A 16,672-nucleotide genomic window follows, 5' to 3' on the forward strand; every position below is an offset into this window, starting at 1 on the left:
TTCCCTCGCTCCGCTCGGTCACGACTCCGCCTCGCTAGCGCTCGGCTCCGCCGTGCCGAGGCGTGCTGTGCCTATGGTTCCCTCGCTCCGCTCAGTCACGGACCAAACTCTACTTGCGCCACCACGTAGTCCACCGGGTCGCGGTGAACGAATCGGGCAGGAATCCGAAAACTGCCTCGTTGCGCGGAGTCGCGTGGGAACCGTTGGTGGATTGATTCGTCGCGCCGCCCGGCAATTCGGCCAGCGGAATACGGTTCAGGCTGTCGTGCAAGCCGGTCGGCAGCTGGATCGGGCCGGACTGGCGCAGCGCGATCCGGGCCTGCTGTTGCGCGTCGACCTCGGCCGCGCATTCCGGGCACTGGGAAAGATGTTGGGCGGCACGCAGATAGGCATTCATCCGCAACTCGCCGTCCACATAGGCCGCGATCGCCTCGCTGGCCAGATGCTCGGTGGGACGGAATCGAGGCGGACGACGACCGGGCGTACTGGAGTCGCCACTCATTCGGTGTTCACCCTTCCAACCGACATCATCCGATCCGTAGGGCGATGCCGGCGTTGTCCGGCTCACCCGATATTCGCTTCAGCGGCGAACCGCTGCTCACTTCCATTATGCGCAAGGTGGTCACGCAATGCCTGCCGCCCACGATGAATCCGGCTGCGCACGGTGCCGAGTTTCACCCCGAGCGTAGCGCCGATCTCCTCGTAGGACAGCCCTTCGATGTCACACAGCACCACCGCGGCGCGGAATTCCGGGGCCAGCGAATCCAGGGCGGATTGCAGGTCCGGATCGAGACGGGCGTCGTGGTAGGCCTGTTCCGGGTCGGGACCCTCGGAGGGCACCCGATCGTAATCCTCGGGCAGCGCTTCCATCCGGATGCGATTGCGGCGCCGGACCATGTCCAAGAACAGGTTCGTGGTGATGCGGTGCAGCCAGCCCTCGAAGGTGCCCGGCTGGTAATTGGACAGCGAGCGGAACACCCGGATGAACGTTTCCTGGGTGAGGTCCTCGGCGTCCTGCGCGTCGCCGGAAAGACGGTAGGCCAGGCGATAGACCCGGTCGGCGTGTTCGCGGACCAGATCGTCCCAGGACGGCATCGCCGACCGGTCGCCGGTGGCATCGAAAGCAGCGGTCCCGGTCAGGTCGGCGGCCTCGGCGGCCTCGGACTCGATCGGCAGGATCTGCTCGGGCAGGGTGGCGTACTCACGCGCCGCATCGACCATGTGGATGGGGCTACCTCCTACTAGGGACCGGTAAACTCGGAACCACGCTCCGATCCGAAATCTCTTTCGGACCTGGAACCGTTACGTACGGATACAACCGACAACCTGTCTGTCGTTGTTCCCGCGTCCCGCGTCGATCCGGTCAGTGGTCTTGCGTTGCTCCTACTCTTTCCTGTCCTGATATGGCCTGTGTATGGAGATGCTGAGCGCTGCCTGAGAAAAATCGGCCCGCAGATTGCTCGGCGGGGCGTGTTGTTCGGAACGCCGATAACCGGCGGCCAGCACTAACCTCATAGGCGTGGCATCGAATTTGGAGCGAAATCTCGCCTACGTGGAGGAATCCGTCGTGGAAGACGAGATCCTCGTCAGCGCGCGTGAACGGGCCACCGAGCTCGGTGCGGTACCGGTGCCGCCCTCGGTCGGCGCGCTGCTCAGCATGTACGCCCAGCTGCTCGGGGCCAAAGCGGTGGTCGAGGTCGGCACCGGGGCGGGCATCAGCGGCCTGTGGCTGCTCGACGGCATGCGCGAGGACGGCACGCTGACCACCATCGACTCCGAGCCGGAGCATCAGCGCGCGGCCAAGGAGGCCTTCCGGGCCGCGGAGATCCCGCCCGCGCGCACCCGGTTGATCAACGGCCGCGCGCTCGACGTGCTGCCCCGGCTCGCCGACGGCGCCTATGATCTGGTGTTCATCGACGCCGCGCCGCTCGAGCATCCGCAGTACGTCGGTCAGGCGGTGCGGCTGCTGCGTGCAGGCGGCGCCATCCTGCTGCACAACGCGTTGCTCGGCGGCCGGGTACCCGATGCGGCACAGCGTGATCCGGCCACCCAGGCGGTGCGCGCCGCGACCCGGGCGATCGCCGAGGATCCGGAACTCACCAGCGTGCTGATTCCGGTCGGCGACGGATTGCTCTGCGCCTCACGGGGTTAGCATTCGGGCAAGGCCGGCCAGGTATCGCGCACTTCGTGACAGTTGCTGTGCGACTGCGTGATTCGCACTTGTTGATTCCGCCGACCGCCGCTGGGTATACCCCGATCAGCCTGGCGGCGGAGGTAAAGCAATGCGTGGGTACGAATATTTCGAAATCGGCCATGTCGGCCATGTGGTGACCGAACACCGCTCCAGTTGGCTGCGTCCGACACTGCTGATTTTCGGCTTCGTCATAGTGGTCGCGATCCTGGTGATGGTGGTCGTCAGCAATACCGATTTCGATACCGGCCCGACGAAAGTGACGCCACCACCCGGGCCGTGTGAACCGTTCTGCACGGCACCTGCCGCGCCACCTGTCCGGTAGTTCCGCGCTCCGGTCCGCGCGCGCCGCGGCGCCGCGCGCCCCGATGCTGAATTCGGTTGTCGCACTGGGGATTGCCCGACCTACTGTGGCGTGGATCACCAGTCCTGAAGTTCGGTCCCGATGTACGATGTCCGGTTCGCCTTCGGGTGTTCGTGTGCGAGCAGGGAGGCCGGACACGGATGCGCCCCGTCGGCGTTCGGCACCCGTCGGTGACCGACCCGGGAGGGGTGGGCCGGTCACCGACCGCGTCGCCGTCGCGGGTACGCGAAACGGCAGCGGCGCGGCGATCCGAGGCGCATGCTGCTCACAGCACGAGCCGGTACCGCGCCGGTACCGCCTGTTCCGGGCCTGCGGAAGAGGTGCGACCCGAGTGATCTACTACTTCTTGAACAACAACAATGACAACGATCGCCGCCCGATCCACTGGGGCGGCGCGACGATCGCCTTCGCCCTGGTCCTGCTCGGCGCGATCCTGGTGGTCTATCTGGTCAGCACCGCCGACTTCGGCGACCCGTCCAAGAGCACCGTCCCCCGTACTCCCGGCCCCTGCGCACCCTTCTGCACCGCCACCCCGGTCCCACAGTGAGCACCGGGCGACCGGCCCCGTACATCGGACCACAGATTTCTGTCACGTCGCCCTGATCTCGGTGGCGCCGTCGACCAAAGCGCGGGCCCTGGACCATTGGGCGGCGACGGCGGCGAGTTCGGCGGATTCCTCGGCCAGGTTGTTGCCCGCGTTGTGCTGGAGCGAATGGGTTCCGGTCGGCATGTCGCCACGGGTCTTCGCTGCGCAGGCGCGCACCATGCGGACCGCCAGATCGAGGGCCGCACGTTCCGGATCGCTGCGCGTCGCCGCGGCGATCTCGGCGCGCAATGAGGCCGGGGTGGGGGAGGCGTAGCGGGAGAGCAGGAGCAGGCTGTCCCGGATCTCGATCACGGTGCGATGCAGGAAGTAGCGGCTGCGCTGTGGGCCGTCGGGGGTCGAGGCGCGATGCACGATCTCGGGGCAGGCGGCGGTGAGGTCGAACCACAGGGGCAGCAAGCGCTTTCGGCGGCGCGACCACAGGTCCAGCCCGGCCGCGTCGATCAGCCAGGTCAGCACGGGGACGGTGGCGATGCCGAAGAACGGCAGGATCTGCACGAAGACGGCGTTGTGGTCGATGACCAGATGCAGGTCCGTCACCCAGTTCTGGCGGCCGAGGCCGCGCTGGACCGCGGCTATCAGGTTCAGGCTGGTGACGGCGAAAACCGAGCAGGCCGTGCCCAGCACCATGGCGTGAATGGTGCGCTCCCGGCGATCGTGCTGCCGTTTGCGCATCTCGATCGCGCACACCCCGCCCAGGTAGCAGACCATCCAGTAGGTCATCGGCGCGAGTGCGAGCCAGAACCCGAGCTGACCCCAGCCCGGGCGCAGATACATCGCGTCCGGGTCCGGCCCGTGCGCCAGTCCGTCGAACAGCAACGCGACCAGACTGGACACAGCGGCCAGCCCGTAGACCACCGCGGCAGGCTGCGTGTGCCCGAACATCGCGGCCGCCAGCAGCAGGCTCGCCGCGACGGTGAACATGAAGCCGATCGCGCCGAACTGGTAGATCAGGCCGTTGCTCAGTAAGCCGCCGGTCAGATCCGAGAGCAGTTGCCGCAGGGTCGGCTCGTGCGTGGTGGTGATCTCGGCGAGCATCGCGAGGAGGATGTTGTAGCGCCGGTCGACCAGTGTGTCGCGAAATCGAGCGAGCCGCAGCGCCAGCAGGAGCCACGCGAACACGGCGATCGGCAGGGTTACCGCTGTCGGAAAGAGAAAGTCCACGAGCCCCGGCCGTTGCTCAGCGGCGGAAGATCGCTCGGCCGAGGACGGAACTGGAACGTGGCGAATCGGTTTCCGACATCAGCAGGGAGGCGAAGAGTTCGGCCTGGCTTTCCAGCACGTCGTCGTAGTCGGTGCGGGCCAGCACGCGTAGCACGGTGTCGGCGTCCAGCTCGGTGAACAGCTGCTCGACCATGCGGCGTTGCGCGGGCTGTGACACGTAGCCGGTGTGGTCGAGCAGCAGATGCGCGATCTCGTGCAGCACGATGTGGTCGGTGTGATAGCCCGAACTCGTCGCGTCGTAGGCGACCACCACATTGTCGGGGCGTTCGATGACCACGCCGCACGGAAATCCGCTCGCCGTCAGCCCGGGTTGCGGCGAGAGCGTGATCGGTTTGCCGAGCAACTCCTCGATGTGCCGGATGAAGGTCGCCAGATGCCACGGCCGCGGCACTTCGAGCGAGGCCGCCAGCGTTCGGACCCGGTCGAGCGCGGGATCTCGGTCAGCGCGCCTCATCATCGGTACATTTTCGGGTCGGACCGGGCCGGCTGTCCACTACACCCAGACGCCCTTGCCCACCGTGACCACGCCGCCGTTGCTGACAGCAAATCGCTCGCGATCACGCTCCAGGTCGACGCCGATGATCTCGCCCTCGCCGACGACCACGTTCTTGTCCAGAATGGCCCGCCGGACCACTGCGCCTCGCCCGATCCGCACGCCCGGCATCAGCACGCTGCCCTCGACGGTCGCCCCGTCGTCGACCACGACATTGGAACTGAGCACCGAATTGCGCACGGTGGCGGCCGACAGGATGCTGCCCGCGCCGACGATGCACTCCTGGGCCAGCCCGCCCTGCGCGAATTTCGCGGGTGGCAGGTTCTCGGCGGCGCCGCGAATCGGCCAGTGCCGGTTGTAGAGGTTGAACACGGGGTGCACCGACACCAGGTCCATGTGCGCGTCGTAGAACGCGTCGATGGTGCCGACGTCGCGCCAGTAGCCGCGGTCGCGCTCGGTCGCGCCGGGCACCTCGTTGTCGGCGAAGTCGTAGACACTGGCCTGGCCCGAGGCGACCAGCGACGGAATGATGTCGCCGCCCATATCGTGATCGGAGTCGGAGTTGTCGGCGTCGGCTTTGATCGAATCCACCAGCACCTTGGTGGTGAAGACATAATTGCCCATTGACGCAAAAGTGACATTGGGGTCGTCGGGCGTGCCCGGCGGGTGCGCGGGCTTCTCCAGGAACTGGGTGATCCGGCCGGACTCGTCGGAGTCGATGCACCCGAACGCGCTCGCCTCACTGCGCGGCACCCGGATGCCGGCGACCGTGACGCCCGCACCGGATTCGATGTGATGGGCGACCATCTGCTCCGGATCCATCCGATACACGTGGTCGGCGCCGAAAACCACGATGTAGTCGGGGTCCTCGTCGAAGATCAGGTTGAGCGACTGCATGATCGCGTCCGCGCTGCCGGTGTACCAGCGGGGGCCGAGACGCTGCTGGGCGGGCACCGGGGTGATGTATTCGCCGCCGAACCCGGACAATCGCCAGGTCTGCGAGATATGGCGGTCCAGCGAATGCGACTTGTACTGGGTCAGCACGCATAATCGCAGGAAACCGGCGTTGACCAGGTTGCTGAGCACGAAGTCGATCAGTCGATACGCACCACCGAAGGGCACCGCAGGTTTCGCGCGGTCCGCGGTGAGTGGAAAGAGTCGCTTGCCCTCGCCACCGGCGAGCACGATCCCGAGTACGTGCGGCTGGCTCCTCACACCTGCCAAACTACCGGGTAACCGGCGGGCGAGTGGCCCCTGCGGAGTTGAACGTCTACTTTGAAGCGGGTGAGTTTCGGCACGGACACCGGGAGGTCGACCGTGGAACCCGGCGCACCGGACCGGCTTCGGGTCGCGATGCTGACTCGGGAGTACCCGCCGGAGGTGTACGGCGGCGCCGGGGTGCATGTGACGCAGTTGACTGCGCAGTTGCGCCGGCTATGCGATGTGACCGTGCACTGCATGGGCGTCGCGCGCACCGATGCCGTGGTGCACCAACCGGATCCGCAGCTCTACGCCGCCAACGCCGCGTTGCAGATGATGTCGGCACAGTTGCGGATGGCCGACGCCGCCGGCCAGGTCGACGTCGTGCACTCGCACACCTGGTACAGCGGCCTGGCCGGACATCTGGCGGCCACCCTCTACGGCATCCCGCATGTGCTGACCGCGCATTCGCTCGAACCACGGCGGCCGTGGAAGGCCGAGCAACTCGGCGGCGGCTACCGGCTCTCGTCCTGGTCGGAACGCAATGCGGTGGAGCACGCGGACGCGATCATCGCGGTGAGCGAGGGGATGCGCCACGACGTGCTGGACGCCTACCCGTCCGTCGACCCCGATCGGGTGCACGTGGTGCACAACGGGATCGACGCGAGCGTCTGGTACCCCGGACCGGTGGCGGCGGGCGCGCGGCCGGTGCTGGCCGTGCTCGGGGTGCGATCCGACCGGCCGATCGTCGCGTTCGTCGGCCGGATCACCCGGCAGAAGGGCGTCGGGCATCTGCTCGCCGCGGCCCGCGATTTCGATCCGGATATCCAGCTGGTGTTGTGCGCGGGCGCGCCGGACACCAAGGAGCTGGAGGCCGAGACGGCGGCGGCGGTCGAGGAATTGCAGCGGCGGCGCGGCAACGTCTTCTGGGTGCGCGAAATGCTGCCCACCGAGCAGATCCGCCAGATTCTCGCGGCGGCAACGGTGTTCGTCTGCCCGTCGGTGTACGAGCCGCTCGGCATCGTCAACCTGGAGGCGATGGCGTGCGCGACCGCCGTCGTCGCCTCCGATGTCGGCGGCATCCCGGAGGTGGTCGCCGACGGCACGACCGGACGTCTGGTGCACTACGACCCGGCCGCGCCCGAGGCCTACGAACAGGCCCTCGCCGCCGCGATCAACGAGGTCGCCGGCGACCCGGTGCTGGCCGCCGAATTCGGCGCGGCGGGCCGCTCCCGCGCGATCGCCGAATTCGACTGGTCCCATATCGCCACCCGCACCGTCCAGGTCTACGACCAGGTCCGCAAACTCTGACCTGCCACGAACCCCCTTTCGACGGCCCGCGTCGGGCAGCCCGGCGTAACCGAGAACCTCGGCGTGGCGACCGGGCGCAGGTGCGGCGCGGGGCGTCCGCGAGGCACAGGGCCTACAAGCAGGTTGGCTGAAGCCGTCGTGCGGCCGGGAGCCGGAGCCGGGCGTCCGGTAGACCCAGCGGCGGCTGGGGGAGGCGCGGTGCCGGGCGGCCGGTTGACCCAGCGCCGCGGACCTGGGCGGCCGAAATGCCGGGCGTCCGGTAGACCCAGCGGCGGCTGGGGCGAGACGCGGTGCCGGGCGGCCGGTAGACCCACCATGCGGCCGGGGCGAGGCGGCACTGTCAGCCGGGAGCCCCGAGCGTGTGGCCGGGCAATGTCGGGCGGCCGGAGACCCAGCGGCGGCCGGGGCGAGGCGCAGTGCCGGTAAGCGGGAGTGTTGCGGTGCCGGAAGCGCGCGGCGGTGTCTACTGAGGCCGATAGGTGGAGATCAGGACCGAGGCGGTGACTTCGGTGGGGTCGGGGAGGGTGGCGATGTGCTCTTCGGCGGCGTGCTCTGCGGCGGCGTGGTGTGCCGACGGACCCATCCCGACGACGTTCGCTATGTCGGTGTGGCCGAGTTTCATCGGGTACTCGACCAGCTTGCGGTCGGTGGCGGTGAAATAGCCGGACATCGCGGCGTCGAGTTTGCGGTCCTTGTCCGGATCGACGGTCACCATGGCGAGCGGACCGATCAATTCGCCGAGATGACGCTCGGTGGGGGTGACGACGACGAAGACGCCGTCGCGAGCCAGCACCCGCGCAACCTCCGCCGGGTTGCGCGGCGCGAATACCGACAGCACCGCGTGCAGGACGCCGTCGCGGACCGGTAACCCACGCCAGGCGTCGGCCAGCACCGCGGCGGCCCGCGGGTGGGCGCGCGCACAGCGCCGGGCGGCGGGTTTGGCCACGTCCAGCGCGATGCCCCGGGCCGCGGGCATAGCGTCGAGCGCCCCGGCCAGGTAGTAGCCGGTGCCCGCGCCTACCTCCAGCACCGTGGCGAGCGCATCCTCGTTCGGCTCGATCGCCGCTGCGGTCGCGGCAGCAATCGGCGCGAAATGTCCCCGACCTTGAAAGGCGGCACGCGCGTCCAGCATGGTCGCGGTGTCGCCGGTCATTTTGGTCGAGGCGCCCGTCAGCAGGCTGACATAGCCCTGCTTGGCAAGGTCGAAACTGTGCCCGTGTCCGCAACGCAGCGCCCGGCCGTGCGGCTCGAGACCGAGCGCGCATTCCGGGCAGGCCAGCAGATCGGCCACCTCATCGAGTGCCTGCTGGTTAGCTGGTGACACTCTTCAGTTCGTCGCCGAGTGCCGCGGCCTCGTCCGGCGTGAGTTCGACGACCAGACGCCCGCCACCCTCGAGTGGAACCCGCATGACGATTCCACGCCCTTCCTTGGTTGCCTCGAGGGGACCGTCCCCGGTACGGGGCTTCATGGCCGCCATCCTCTGCTCCCTCCAGATCTGCGCGATATGCTGCGCACTTTCTTGGAACTCCAGTTGTCACCAACCAGCGAGCTCGCCGGCATTTGGCGAGCTACACCCGTCCCATTCTTCCCTATCGCGGATGTGGACGGATACCTGAGTTCAAAAAGTGACCGGTCGGCCTGTGTCGGGCACCTCGCTACCGACCCAGCAATCGGCCAGATGATCGTCTACCATCCCGGTCGCCTGCATCAGCGCGTAGGCGGTGGTCGGGCCGACGAAACGGAACCCTTTCCGCTTCAATTCTTTTGCCAGAGCTACGGATTCGGGTGTGGTGGCGGGCACATCGGCACTCGTCGCGGGGCGCGGGCGCGGCGGCGGTGCGAACGACCACAGCAGCTTGTCCAGTCCGTTATCGAGTTCCCTGGCAACCCGGGCGTTGCTGATCGCCGCGTCGATCTTCAACCGGTTGCGGACGATGCCCGGATCGGCGAGCAGCCGGGCCACGTCCGCGTCGCCGAACTCGGCGACGCGCTCGATCGAGAAATCGGCGAACGCCGTCCGGAACGCGGGTCGCTTGCGCAGGATGGTGATCCAGGACAGCCCCGATTGGAACGCCTCGAGGCACAGCCGTTCGAACAGCGCGTCGTCACCGTGCAGCGTCTTGCCCCACTCGTAATCGTGGTAGTCGCGATAGAGCTGGGTTTCCAGCGGCCAGGGGCAGCGGACTCGGCCGTCGTCCTCGGCCGGGGTCAGCTCGGCGGGGCGGGTCATTTCGGCTCGGGCGCGACCGGTGTCTGCCACCGTCCGGTGTTGGCTTGCGCCTCGGCCAGCTGGTGTTGCAATTCATCGATCCGGGCGGCCAGCCGAGCCAGCGCCCAGTCCACCTCGCCCGTCTTGTAGCCGCGCACCACCTGCTGGAAGCGCAGGGAGCGGACGTCGGCACCGCTGATGCCCTCGGCGGGCAGCACGGTCGCGGTGGTCCCCTCCGGCAGCGGGCCCAGCTCCTCGGACCGGCCGAACACCGCACTGGCGAGCAGGAACAGCACCGCGGCCACCAGACCGACGATCAACACGTACAGCAGTAACGTGAGCATGCCGCAAGCTTATTGGCACCCACCGACACCGGGCACGCGTCCTCGCGCGGGAATCGGACTTCGCGCTGCGAAGGTCGGTGCCTACAAATGCCGGGTGGTGTCGATACCCAGGGACATGCCCGCGAGCCCGCGGCGACGGACCGCGAGTTTGTCGGCGACCGCGAGCAGCGCCTTGGCGGCGGGGGTCTCCGGATCGCGCAGCACGATCGGGTTGCCTTCGTCGCCGGCTTCGCGCACGGCCTGCTCGATCGGGATCTGTCCGAGCAGCGGCACCTCGGCGCCGACCGCGCGGGTCAGCCGCTCGGCGACCACCTGCCCGCCGCCCGCGCCGTAGAGCTCCATCCGGCTGCCGTCGGGCAGATCGAGCCAGGACATGTTCTCCACCACGCCGGCGATCCGCTGCCTGGTCTGCAACGCGATCGCGCCCGCGCGCTCGGCCACCTCGGCGGCCGCGATCTGCGGGGTGGTGACCACCAGAATCTCCGCGCCGGGGATCAGCTGGGCGATCGAGATGGCGATATCGCCGGTGCCGGGCGGCAGATCGAGCAGCAGCACGTCCAGATCGCCCCAGAACACGTCGGCGAGGAACTGCTGCAGCGCCCGGTGCAGCATCGGGCCGCGCCACACCACGGGGGTGTTGCCCTTGGTGAATTGCGCGATCGAGATCATCTTCACGCCGTGCGCCTGCGGCGGCATGATCATCTTCTCGACCTGGGTCGGGCGGGCGTCGGTGCCGAGCATGCGCGGGATCGAGTGCCCGTAGATATCGGCGTCGAGCACGCCTACCGAGAGGCCGCGGGCGGCCATGGCGGCGGCGAGATTGACTGTGACGCTCGACTTCCCGACCCCGCCCTTACCGGACGCGACGGCGTACACCCTGGTCAGCGAGCCGGGTTGGGCGAAGGGGATGACCGGGTCGGCCGAATCGCCGCGCAGCTGCTTGCGCAGGTTGGTGCGCTGTTCGTCGTTCATCACGTCGAGCTCGACGGTGACCGCGCCGACCCCGGCGACATCGGCGACCGCCTTGGTGACCCGCTGCGTGATCTCGGTGCGCAGCGGGCAGCCCGCCGTGGTCAGGTAGATCTCGACATGGACGTTGCTGTCGCTGTCGATCGCGATGCTCTTCACCATGCCCAGTTCGGTGATCGGCTTGCGGATCTCCGGATCGTCGACCTTCGCGAGGGCGCCCCGCACATCCGATTCCGTAACTACTGGCATGGCAGGAATTTTAGGCGTGTCAAATTTTGGGCAGATCCCCGGGCCGGGGTGCGACGCCGTTGGCGTAGGAGGTCTCCCAGGCCATGACGTTCGCGACGTAGGCCATCGAGTTGTTGTAGCGCAGGATCGCCTTGGACTGCTGGGACAGGTCGCGCATGTTCAAACCGCCGTCGCACAGGTACTTTCCGGCGGTCAGCGCCGCGTCGAAGAGGTTCTGCGGATCGGCGATGCCGTCGCCGTTGCCGTCGGCCGCGTAGTGCTTCCACGTCTGCGGCAGGAACTGCATCGGCCCGATCGCGCGGTCGTAGCCGGCCAGGCCGTCCAGCTCACCGTCGTCCGAATCGCGAATCACGTTGTTGCCGTAGAGCGATCCGTCGAGCACGGGTCCGTAGACCGGGGTGAGCGAATTGCCGTCGCCGTCGGCCTTGCCGCCGTAGTCGTGGGTGGACTCGACCCGCCCGATGCCGGCCAGCATGGTCCACGGCATATTGCACGTGGGGTTCTCGGCACCGAGCACCCGCTCGGCGTTCTGATAGGCGGCGACCGCGATGCCCGGCACGCCCATCGGGCCGGCGGGCAGGTCCGCCTTCTGCCTACCTTCCGGCAGCGCAACGGTTTTCACGATCGGCGGCGGTGCGACCCGCTGCTGCGCCATGGCGTGCATGACGAATTCGATCGGCTCCTCGCCGGGCTTGGCGCCCAGCGCGTTCTCATCCCCCGGGAGCTGCTGGACCGCCGCGGCGGCATGAGTCCCATTTCCCACATCGGACGCGGCGCCGACGGCCGTGAGGCCAGCGGGAACCAAACCGGTAAGTGCAAGAACCGAACTGCGCCGGATGGTGACAGTCGGTGGTTTTCGGTGACGTCCCACTGTGCGGTGACCCTCCAATGGCTCGTGTGAGCCCTTCGTGATCTGACGAAGAGAAGGCTACCGCATTCGAGACCTGTTTGTTACTCCTTCGTGACCTGTCCCGATGTGTATTTTCAGCCCTGCGGGGCAGGCAACGGGATCACGACCCCGAACGGCAGCGTGATGCCGGGCGGCTGGGTCGGTGCGGCTGCGGGGGCAGGCGCGGGCGGCGGGTCGCCCGCGACCGTGGGTGCGGACTCGACCGCGACCGTGGGCGCCGATTCCGGGCCCGGCTGGGCCTGCTCGGGCGCCTGCGCCTGCTGCTGCGGAGCCTGGGTCTGCTGCTGGGCTTCGGGGCCCACGGGCGGCGTCGTGCAGACCGGTGCGACCGGCGCGACGGCCTGTTCCTGATGCGCCGGGTCCACGGCCGGATCCGGGAGCGCCGGATCCTTGGGCGCCGCCACGCCCGCGCCGAAGGTCTGCTCGGGCGCGCCGGGCACCGCGACGGTCGGAGCCGGGTCGCCCGGGCGCGGCATCGGCGCCGGAACCGTCACCGGGTCACAGGGATTGAGCGGCTTCGGCGGCGGCGGGCAGAAGATGCCGCAGGGGATCGGGGGCAGGCCAGGGATGTTGATCATCACCTCGGTCGGCGTCGGCGCGGCCGGGGTGGTGGCGGTGGTCTCCGGCGCCGAGCGCGGCGACGTGTAGGTCACCTTCGTGGTGTCGACGGCCTGCATGTCCGCCACCTGGATCGGGGCGCTGCCCGGCGGGATGATGTCCGGGGCGATGGTCACCTGGGTCGGCGAGCCGCCGGTGCGGTACGCCGCCGCCCAGCTGAGCACGTTCGCCGCGTAGGCGGTCGAGTTGTTGTAGCGCAGCACGGCGCGCAGTTCCTGCGCCTGGTCGCGCAGGTCGAGCCCGCCGGAGCACAGGTACTTGGCGGCGCCGAGTGCGGCGTCGAAGACATTGTTGGGGTCGGCGACGCCGTCGCCGTTGCCGTCGGCCGCGTACTGGGACCAGGTGCCGGGAAGAAACTGCATGGGTCCGACCGCGCGCACGTAACCGCCGCTGGCGGCCTTGATGATCTCGTTGCCGGGCAGGGTGCCGTCCAGCGCGGGCCCGTAGATCGGGGTGACCGTGGTGCCCGCGGCATCGGTGCGGCCGCCGCCGGCGTGACCCGACTCGATCCGGCCGATGCCCGCCAGCAGGCTCCAGGAAAGCCCGCAACCAGGGGTGGAGGATTCCATCGCGAGCTCGGCGTTGCGGTACGCGGCGAGCACGATCTCCGGGATGCCGAGCGCTCCGCCGACCAGGGGGAGCGAGATCTCCTGTAGTGGGATCGTGCCGGCGAACGGCGCGGTGCCGTTGGCGGATGGTGTCATAGCTCGAAGTTTGCGGGGAACGTCCTGAGTGACCGGAAGGAGGCCGACTGTCCGAGACAGACCGGTCTGGCCCGCGCTGTCCGAGCTACCGGAATTTGCTGGGTTTGTGGACGCGGCCAACAAAGCCTCCGGGGCTTTGGGCGTAGTGCTCGAGGAGGAGAGGTTGGCGGCCGAGCCACTGGCCACGAGACCAGCTACGACCAGGGCCGAGACGGTTATCGGGGTAGAAATTCGCATTCGGCCACACCAATCCTCTACGTCGTGGAAGCGGCTGCGGTGGGGTGCCCGCGAGGGTCGGATTCCCGTCCTCGCCCAGTCCCTGGACTGCCGCCGCTCAGGACAACGCTGTCCAGGTTACCCACCAGTCAGGTAGTTGTTCGCATTTCCAGCAGGTAGTTGTTACGTAATCCCGGTCAATCGTCAGCTACAGGCGGCGAAACCGGGACCGGAGCCTGCTTTCGGGCGGAGTTCTTCTTGCGTCTAGGCTTCTCGGCGCCTGCGCCTTCGATCCGATCGAGTATCTCCTTCAGCTCCTCCAATTCCCTGCGCAGATAGTCGCGAGTCGCCACTTCGCCGACCGCGATCCGCAGTGAGGCGAGTTCGCGGGCGAGAAATTCGGTGTCCGCCTTGGTCTGCGCGGCCCGCATCCGGTCTTCCTCCAGCGAGACCCGATCTCGATTGTCCTGCCGGTTCTGGGCCAGCAGGATCAACGGCGCGGCGTAGGCCGCCTGGGTCGAGAACGCCAGATTCAACAGAATGAAGGGGTACGGATCCCAGCGCAACGCGACGACCGAAACATTTAACGCGATCCAAACAACCACGACGATGGTCTGAATGGCCAGGTAGCGACCGGTGCCGAGGAAGCGGGCGACCCGTTCGCTGCTGCGCGCGAGCGCCTCGGCATCCCAGTCGATCCGGAACCGGCCCTCGACCGGCGTCTCCAGCCGTTGCCGGGCACCGCCGGGTTTCTCACTCATGTCCCGGTACCCCCTCGTGCAGCTCTTGCTGGTCGCGCCAGTCGTCGGGTAGCAGATGGTCCAGCACGTCGTCGACGCTGACCGCGCCGAGCAGATGGTTCTCGTCGTCCACCACCGGCCCACAGACCAGGTTGTAGGTGGCGAAGTAGCGGGTCACCGCGGTCAGCGGGACGTCGGGCCGCAGCGGGGCCAGATCCGCGTCGAGGATGCCGCCGATCAGATGGGCCGGCGGTTCCCGCAGCAGCTGCTGGATATGCACCGAACCCAGATATCTTCCCGTCGGCGTGGCGGTCGGCGGGCGGACCACGAACACCATCGAGGCCAGCGCGGGCGTCAGGTCCGGGTTGCGCACCCGGGCCAGCGCCTCGGCGACCGTGGTGGACGGGGTCAGGATCACCGGCTTGGGCGTCATCAGACCGCCCGCGCTGTACGGGGAATGCTCGAGCAGCCGGCGGACCGGTTCGGACTCCTCCGGGTCCATCAGCGCCAGCAGTGATTCGGCCTCGCCGACGGGCAGTTCGCCGAGCAGGTCGGCCGCGTCGTCGGGGTCCATCGCCTCCAGCACGTCGGCCGCCCGGCGCACCTCCAGCCGGCCGAGCAGCGCGACCTGCTCGTCGTCGGGGAGTTCCTGTACGACATCGGCCAGGCGTTCGTCGTCCAGTGCGACCGCCACCTCCAACCGGCGCTTCTCCGGCAGTTCGCGCAGCAGGTGCGCGACATCGGCGGGCCGCATGCCCTCGAACTGCTCCAGTAGTTGGGTGACGTCCTGGCCCGGCCTGCCGATCTCGTAGGGCGTCAAGCCGGCGACATGAATCCAGTCCACCACGTGCACGGTCCGGCGGCGGCCGAGCCTGCGATGCCCGCGCACCGCGACCCGGTTCACCCGCCAGTCCCTGGTGCGGGTCAGTTCGATGCCGAGATCGACCACGAAGACGTCCACCCCGTGCAGGTCGGGCAGGTCGGGATCTTCCACGCGCACCGACGAATCCACGATCTGCGCGAGGGCGAGCAACTCGCCCGGGCGTTGATTGAACCGGCGCAGGCTCACCGTGCCGGTATTGAGCGTGACCACTCCCGGCTCGATCGCGGTGACCCGCAGCATGGGCACGAAAATGCGGCGCCGGGTTGGCAATTCGACGACGAGGCCGTGCACCCGGGGCTGCTGGCGGTCGTAGCGGATGGCCACGACGACGTCGCGGACCCGGCCGATAGACTCGCCGTCCGGCCCCAACACCACCAGGCCGGCCAGCCTGGCGACGTACACCCTGGTAGCTGCCATGCTTGCCAGGCTAGAGGTTCGGGGCCGGGTGACGTACCCGCGCCACGATCGATGGGAGTGATCTTGAAGCCGCGCCGCTCGGTGCTCGCCTGTCCCGGCAGCAACAAGAAGATGATCGACAAGGCCAAGGGGCTGCCCGTCGACGAGGTTTTCCTCGATCTGGAGGATGCCGTCGCGCCCGCCGCGAAAGCCGAGGCGCGCGCGAATATCGTGGCGGCGCTCAACGATTCCGACTGGGGTACGCAACTGCGCGTGGTCCGGGTCAACGACTGGACGACCGCGTGGACCTACGCGGACGTGATCACGGTGGTGGAGGGAGCGGGCGCGCACCTGGACGCCATCCTGCTGCCCAAGGTGACCGACGCCGGTCAGGTTCGCGCCCTCGATCTGCTGCTCACCCAGTTGGAAAAGGTGTGCGGACTGCAAGAGGGCCGGATCGGCATCGAGCCGCAGCTGGAGAACGCACTCGGCCTGCGCAATATCGACGAGATCGCCACCGCGAGCCCGCGGGTGCAGGCGCTGGTGTTCGGTCCCGCCGACTTCATGGCCAGCCTCAACATGCGCACCCTGGTGGTCGGTGAGCAGCCGGAGGGCTACGACACCGGCGACGCCTATCACCACATCCTGATGACCATCCTGCTCACCGCCCGCGCGCACGGGTTGCAGGCGATCGACGGCCCCTACCTGCAGATCCGCGACGTGGACGGATTCCGGCGGGCCGCCGGGCGCACCGCGGCGCTCGGGTTCGACGGCAAGTGGGTGCTGCATCCCGGGCAGATCGCGGCCGCCAACGAGATCTTCAGCCCGCGCCAATCCGATTACGACCGGGCCGAACTGATCCTGGACGCGTACGCTTATCACACCTCGGCCGAGGGCGGCGCCCGCGGCGCGGTCATGCTCGGCGACGAGATGATCGATGAGGCGAGCGCGAAGATGGCCCGGGTGATCGCCGACAAGGGCCGGGCCGCGGCAATGACACGGACCACGCGTTTCAGTCCACCCGGAAACCGGGCGGAATAGCAGAA

19 protein-coding genes are annotated in these 16,672 nt (G+C 68.3%); 5 read left to right on the plus strand and 14 right to left on the minus strand.

Going from position 1 to position 16,672, the window contains the following annotated elements; genetic code table 11:
* Positions 1-109 precede the first annotated feature (109 nt).
* Complete coding sequence (locus NBRGI_RS37685) at positions 110-502, minus strand: zf-HC2 domain-containing protein (protein ID WP_036562314.1); 393 nt, start codon at positions 500-502, stop codon at positions 110-112.
* Between the two features lie 62 nt (positions 503-564).
* Positions 565-1,221: an RNA polymerase sigma factor SigE gene (gene sigE / locus NBRGI_RS37690; protein WP_036562318.1), complete on the minus strand. Its 657-nt coding sequence runs from the start codon at positions 1,219-1,221 to the stop codon at positions 565-567.
* 298 nt (positions 1,222-1,519) lie between these two features.
* Between sigE and NBRGI_RS37695 the strand changes: the two genes are divergently transcribed.
* From NBRGI_RS37695 to NBRGI_RS37705, 3 genes are all read left to right on the plus strand, one after another.
* Entirely contained in the window at positions 1,520-2,152 is a 633-nt protein-coding gene (locus NBRGI_RS37695; RefSeq protein WP_370627911.1) for an O-methyltransferase, read from the plus strand.
* Positions 2,153-2,282: 130 nt separating this feature from the next.
* Positions 2,283-2,516: a hypothetical protein gene (locus NBRGI_RS37700; RefSeq protein WP_029902208.1), complete on the plus strand. Its 234-nt coding sequence runs from the start codon at positions 2,283-2,285 to the stop codon at positions 2,514-2,516.
* Between the two features lie 370 nt (positions 2,517-2,886).
* On the plus strand, positions 2,887-3,102 hold the full coding sequence (locus tag NBRGI_RS37705; protein WP_029902211.1) for a hypothetical protein: 216 nt from the start codon (positions 2,887-2,889) through the stop codon (positions 3,100-3,102).
* A gap of 42 nt (positions 3,103-3,144) precedes the next feature.
* Here the strand turns inward: NBRGI_RS37705 and NBRGI_RS37710 are convergent, their stop codons facing one another.
* The 3 genes from NBRGI_RS37710 to glgC are packed head-to-tail and all read right to left on the minus strand — an operon-like array spanning position 3,145 to position 6,091.
* Positions 3,145-4,281 (minus strand): DUF6545 domain-containing protein, encoded by a 1,137-nt coding sequence (locus tag NBRGI_RS37710; protein ID WP_148311111.1) that lies wholly within the window; start codon positions 4,279-4,281, stop codon positions 3,145-3,147.
* Between the two features lie 58 nt (positions 4,282-4,339).
* Positions 4,340-4,840 (minus strand): hypothetical protein, encoded by a 501-nt coding sequence (locus NBRGI_RS45725; RefSeq protein WP_081878392.1) that lies wholly within the window; start codon positions 4,838-4,840, stop codon positions 4,340-4,342.
* Positions 4,841-4,876: 36 nt separating this feature from the next.
* A complete protein-coding gene (gene glgC, locus NBRGI_RS37720; protein ID WP_029902218.1) occupies positions 4,877-6,091 on the minus strand; it encodes a glucose-1-phosphate adenylyltransferase in 1,215 nt (404 codons plus the stop codon).
* 138 nt (positions 6,092-6,229) lie between these two features.
* On the opposite strand from glgC, the gene glgA reads away from it, so the two are divergent.
* Complete coding sequence (gene glgA / locus NBRGI_RS37725; protein ID WP_029902220.1) at positions 6,230-7,387, plus strand: glycogen synthase; 1,158 nt, start codon at positions 6,230-6,232, stop codon at positions 7,385-7,387.
* Positions 7,388-7,850: 463 nt separating this feature from the next.
* On the opposite strand, the gene NBRGI_RS37730 is transcribed toward glgA, so the two are convergent.
* The 9 genes from NBRGI_RS37730 to NBRGI_RS37770 form a co-directional block, all read right to left on the minus strand.
* Entirely contained in the window at positions 7,851-8,711 is an 861-nt protein-coding gene (locus NBRGI_RS37730; RefSeq protein ID WP_036562321.1) for a putative RNA methyltransferase, read from the minus strand.
* A complete protein-coding gene (locus NBRGI_RS46930) occupies positions 8,698-8,865 on the minus strand; it encodes a DUF3117 domain-containing protein (RefSeq protein ID WP_011211259.1) in 168 nt (55 codons plus the stop codon). Before NBRGI_RS46930 ends, NBRGI_RS37730 begins: the two co-directional genes overlap by 14 nt.
* A gap of 141 nt (positions 8,866-9,006) precedes the next feature.
* Positions 9,007-9,618 carry a DNA-3-methyladenine glycosylase I gene (locus NBRGI_RS37740; protein ID WP_029902224.1) on the minus strand — a complete coding sequence of 204 codons (612 nt, stop codon included), beginning with the start codon at positions 9,616-9,618 and terminating at the stop codon, positions 9,007-9,009.
* The gene (locus tag NBRGI_RS37745) at positions 9,615-9,941 is read right to left on the minus strand and encodes a DivIVA domain-containing protein (protein WP_029902227.1); all 327 of its coding nucleotides are present in this window, start codon (positions 9,939-9,941) and stop codon (positions 9,615-9,617) included. Before NBRGI_RS37745 ends, NBRGI_RS37740 begins: the two co-directional genes overlap by 4 nt.
* Before the next feature lie 81 nt (positions 9,942-10,022).
* The gene (locus NBRGI_RS37750; RefSeq protein ID WP_029902229.1) at positions 10,023-11,159 is read right to left on the minus strand and encodes an Mrp/NBP35 family ATP-binding protein; all 1,137 of its coding nucleotides are present in this window, start codon (positions 11,157-11,159) and stop codon (positions 10,023-10,025) included.
* Between the two features lie 19 nt (positions 11,160-11,178).
* On the minus strand, positions 11,179-12,030 hold the full coding sequence (locus NBRGI_RS37755; RefSeq protein ID WP_029902231.1) for a lytic transglycosylase domain-containing protein: 852 nt from the start codon (positions 12,028-12,030) through the stop codon (positions 11,179-11,181).
* Between the two features lie 113 nt (positions 12,031-12,143).
* Complete coding sequence (locus tag NBRGI_RS37760; RefSeq protein WP_029902233.1) at positions 12,144-13,391, minus strand: lytic transglycosylase domain-containing protein; 1,248 nt, start codon at positions 13,389-13,391, stop codon at positions 12,144-12,146.
* 413 nt (positions 13,392-13,804) lie between these two features.
* Entirely contained in the window at positions 13,805-14,368 is a 564-nt protein-coding gene (locus NBRGI_RS37765; RefSeq protein WP_029902235.1) for a DUF1003 domain-containing protein, read from the minus strand.
* On the minus strand, positions 14,361-15,647 hold the full coding sequence (locus tag NBRGI_RS37770; RefSeq protein WP_029902237.1) for a magnesium transporter MgtE N-terminal domain-containing protein: 1,287 nt from the start codon (positions 15,645-15,647) through the stop codon (positions 14,361-14,363). The genes NBRGI_RS37765 and NBRGI_RS37770 overlap by 8 nt, the downstream gene beginning before the upstream one ends.
* Before the next feature lie 51 nt (positions 15,648-15,698).
* Between NBRGI_RS37770 and NBRGI_RS37775 the strand changes: the two genes are divergently transcribed.
* The gene (locus tag NBRGI_RS37775; RefSeq protein WP_029902239.1) at positions 15,699-16,667 is read left to right on the plus strand and encodes an HpcH/HpaI aldolase/citrate lyase family protein; all 969 of its coding nucleotides are present in this window, start codon (positions 15,699-15,701) and stop codon (positions 16,665-16,667) included.
* The last annotated feature ends 5 nt before the right edge of the window (positions 16,668-16,672 follow it).

Origin of the sequence: Nocardia brasiliensis IFM 10847, assembly GCF_000710915.1 — a bacterium.
Classification (GTDB): domain Bacteria; phylum Actinomycetota; class Actinomycetes; order Mycobacteriales; family Mycobacteriaceae; genus Nocardia; species Nocardia brasiliensis_A.

Coding starts and splice junctions, on each gene's coding strand:
- NBRGI_RS37745 (WP_029902227.1), bottom strand. CDS start 9,941: ATGCTCACGTTACTGCTGTACGTGTTGATCGTCGGTCTGGTGGCCGCG.
- NBRGI_RS45725 (WP_081878392.1), bottom strand. CDS start 4,840: ATGATGAGGCGCGCTGACCGAGATCCCGCGCTCGACCGGGTCCGAACG.
- NBRGI_RS37775 (WP_029902239.1), top strand. CDS start 15,699: ATGGGAGTGATCTTGAAGCCGCGCCGCTCGGTGCTCGCCTGTCCCGGC.
- NBRGI_RS37760 (WP_029902233.1), bottom strand. CDS start 13,391: ATGACACCATCCGCCAACGGCACCGCGCCGTTCGCCGGCACGATCCCA.
- NBRGI_RS37685 (WP_036562314.1), bottom strand. CDS start 502: ATGAGTGGCGACTCCAGTACGCCCGGTCGTCGTCCGCCTCGATTCCGT.
- glgA (WP_029902220.1), top strand. CDS start 6,230: ATGCTGACTCGGGAGTACCCGCCGGAGGTGTACGGCGGCGCCGGGGTG.
- NBRGI_RS37750 (WP_029902229.1), bottom strand. CDS start 11,159: ATGCCAGTAGTTACGGAATCGGATGTGCGGGGCGCCCTCGCGAAGGTC.
- NBRGI_RS37765 (WP_029902235.1), bottom strand. CDS start 14,368: ATGAGTGAGAAACCCGGCGGTGCCCGGCAACGGCTGGAGACGCCGGTC.
- NBRGI_RS46930 (WP_011211259.1), bottom strand. CDS start 8,865: ATGGCGGCCATGAAGCCCCGTACCGGGGACGGTCCCCTCGAGGCAACC.
- NBRGI_RS37700 (WP_029902208.1), top strand. CDS start 2,283: ATGCGTGGGTACGAATATTTCGAAATCGGCCATGTCGGCCATGTGGTG.
- NBRGI_RS37770 (WP_029902237.1), bottom strand. CDS start 15,647: ATGGCAGCTACCAGGGTGTACGTCGCCAGGCTGGCCGGCCTGGTGGTG.
- NBRGI_RS37740 (WP_029902224.1), bottom strand. CDS start 9,618: ATGACCCGCCCCGCCGAGCTGACCCCGGCCGAGGACGACGGCCGAGTC.
- sigE (WP_036562318.1), bottom strand. CDS start 1,221: ATGGTCGATGCGGCGCGTGAGTACGCCACCCTGCCCGAGCAGATCCTG.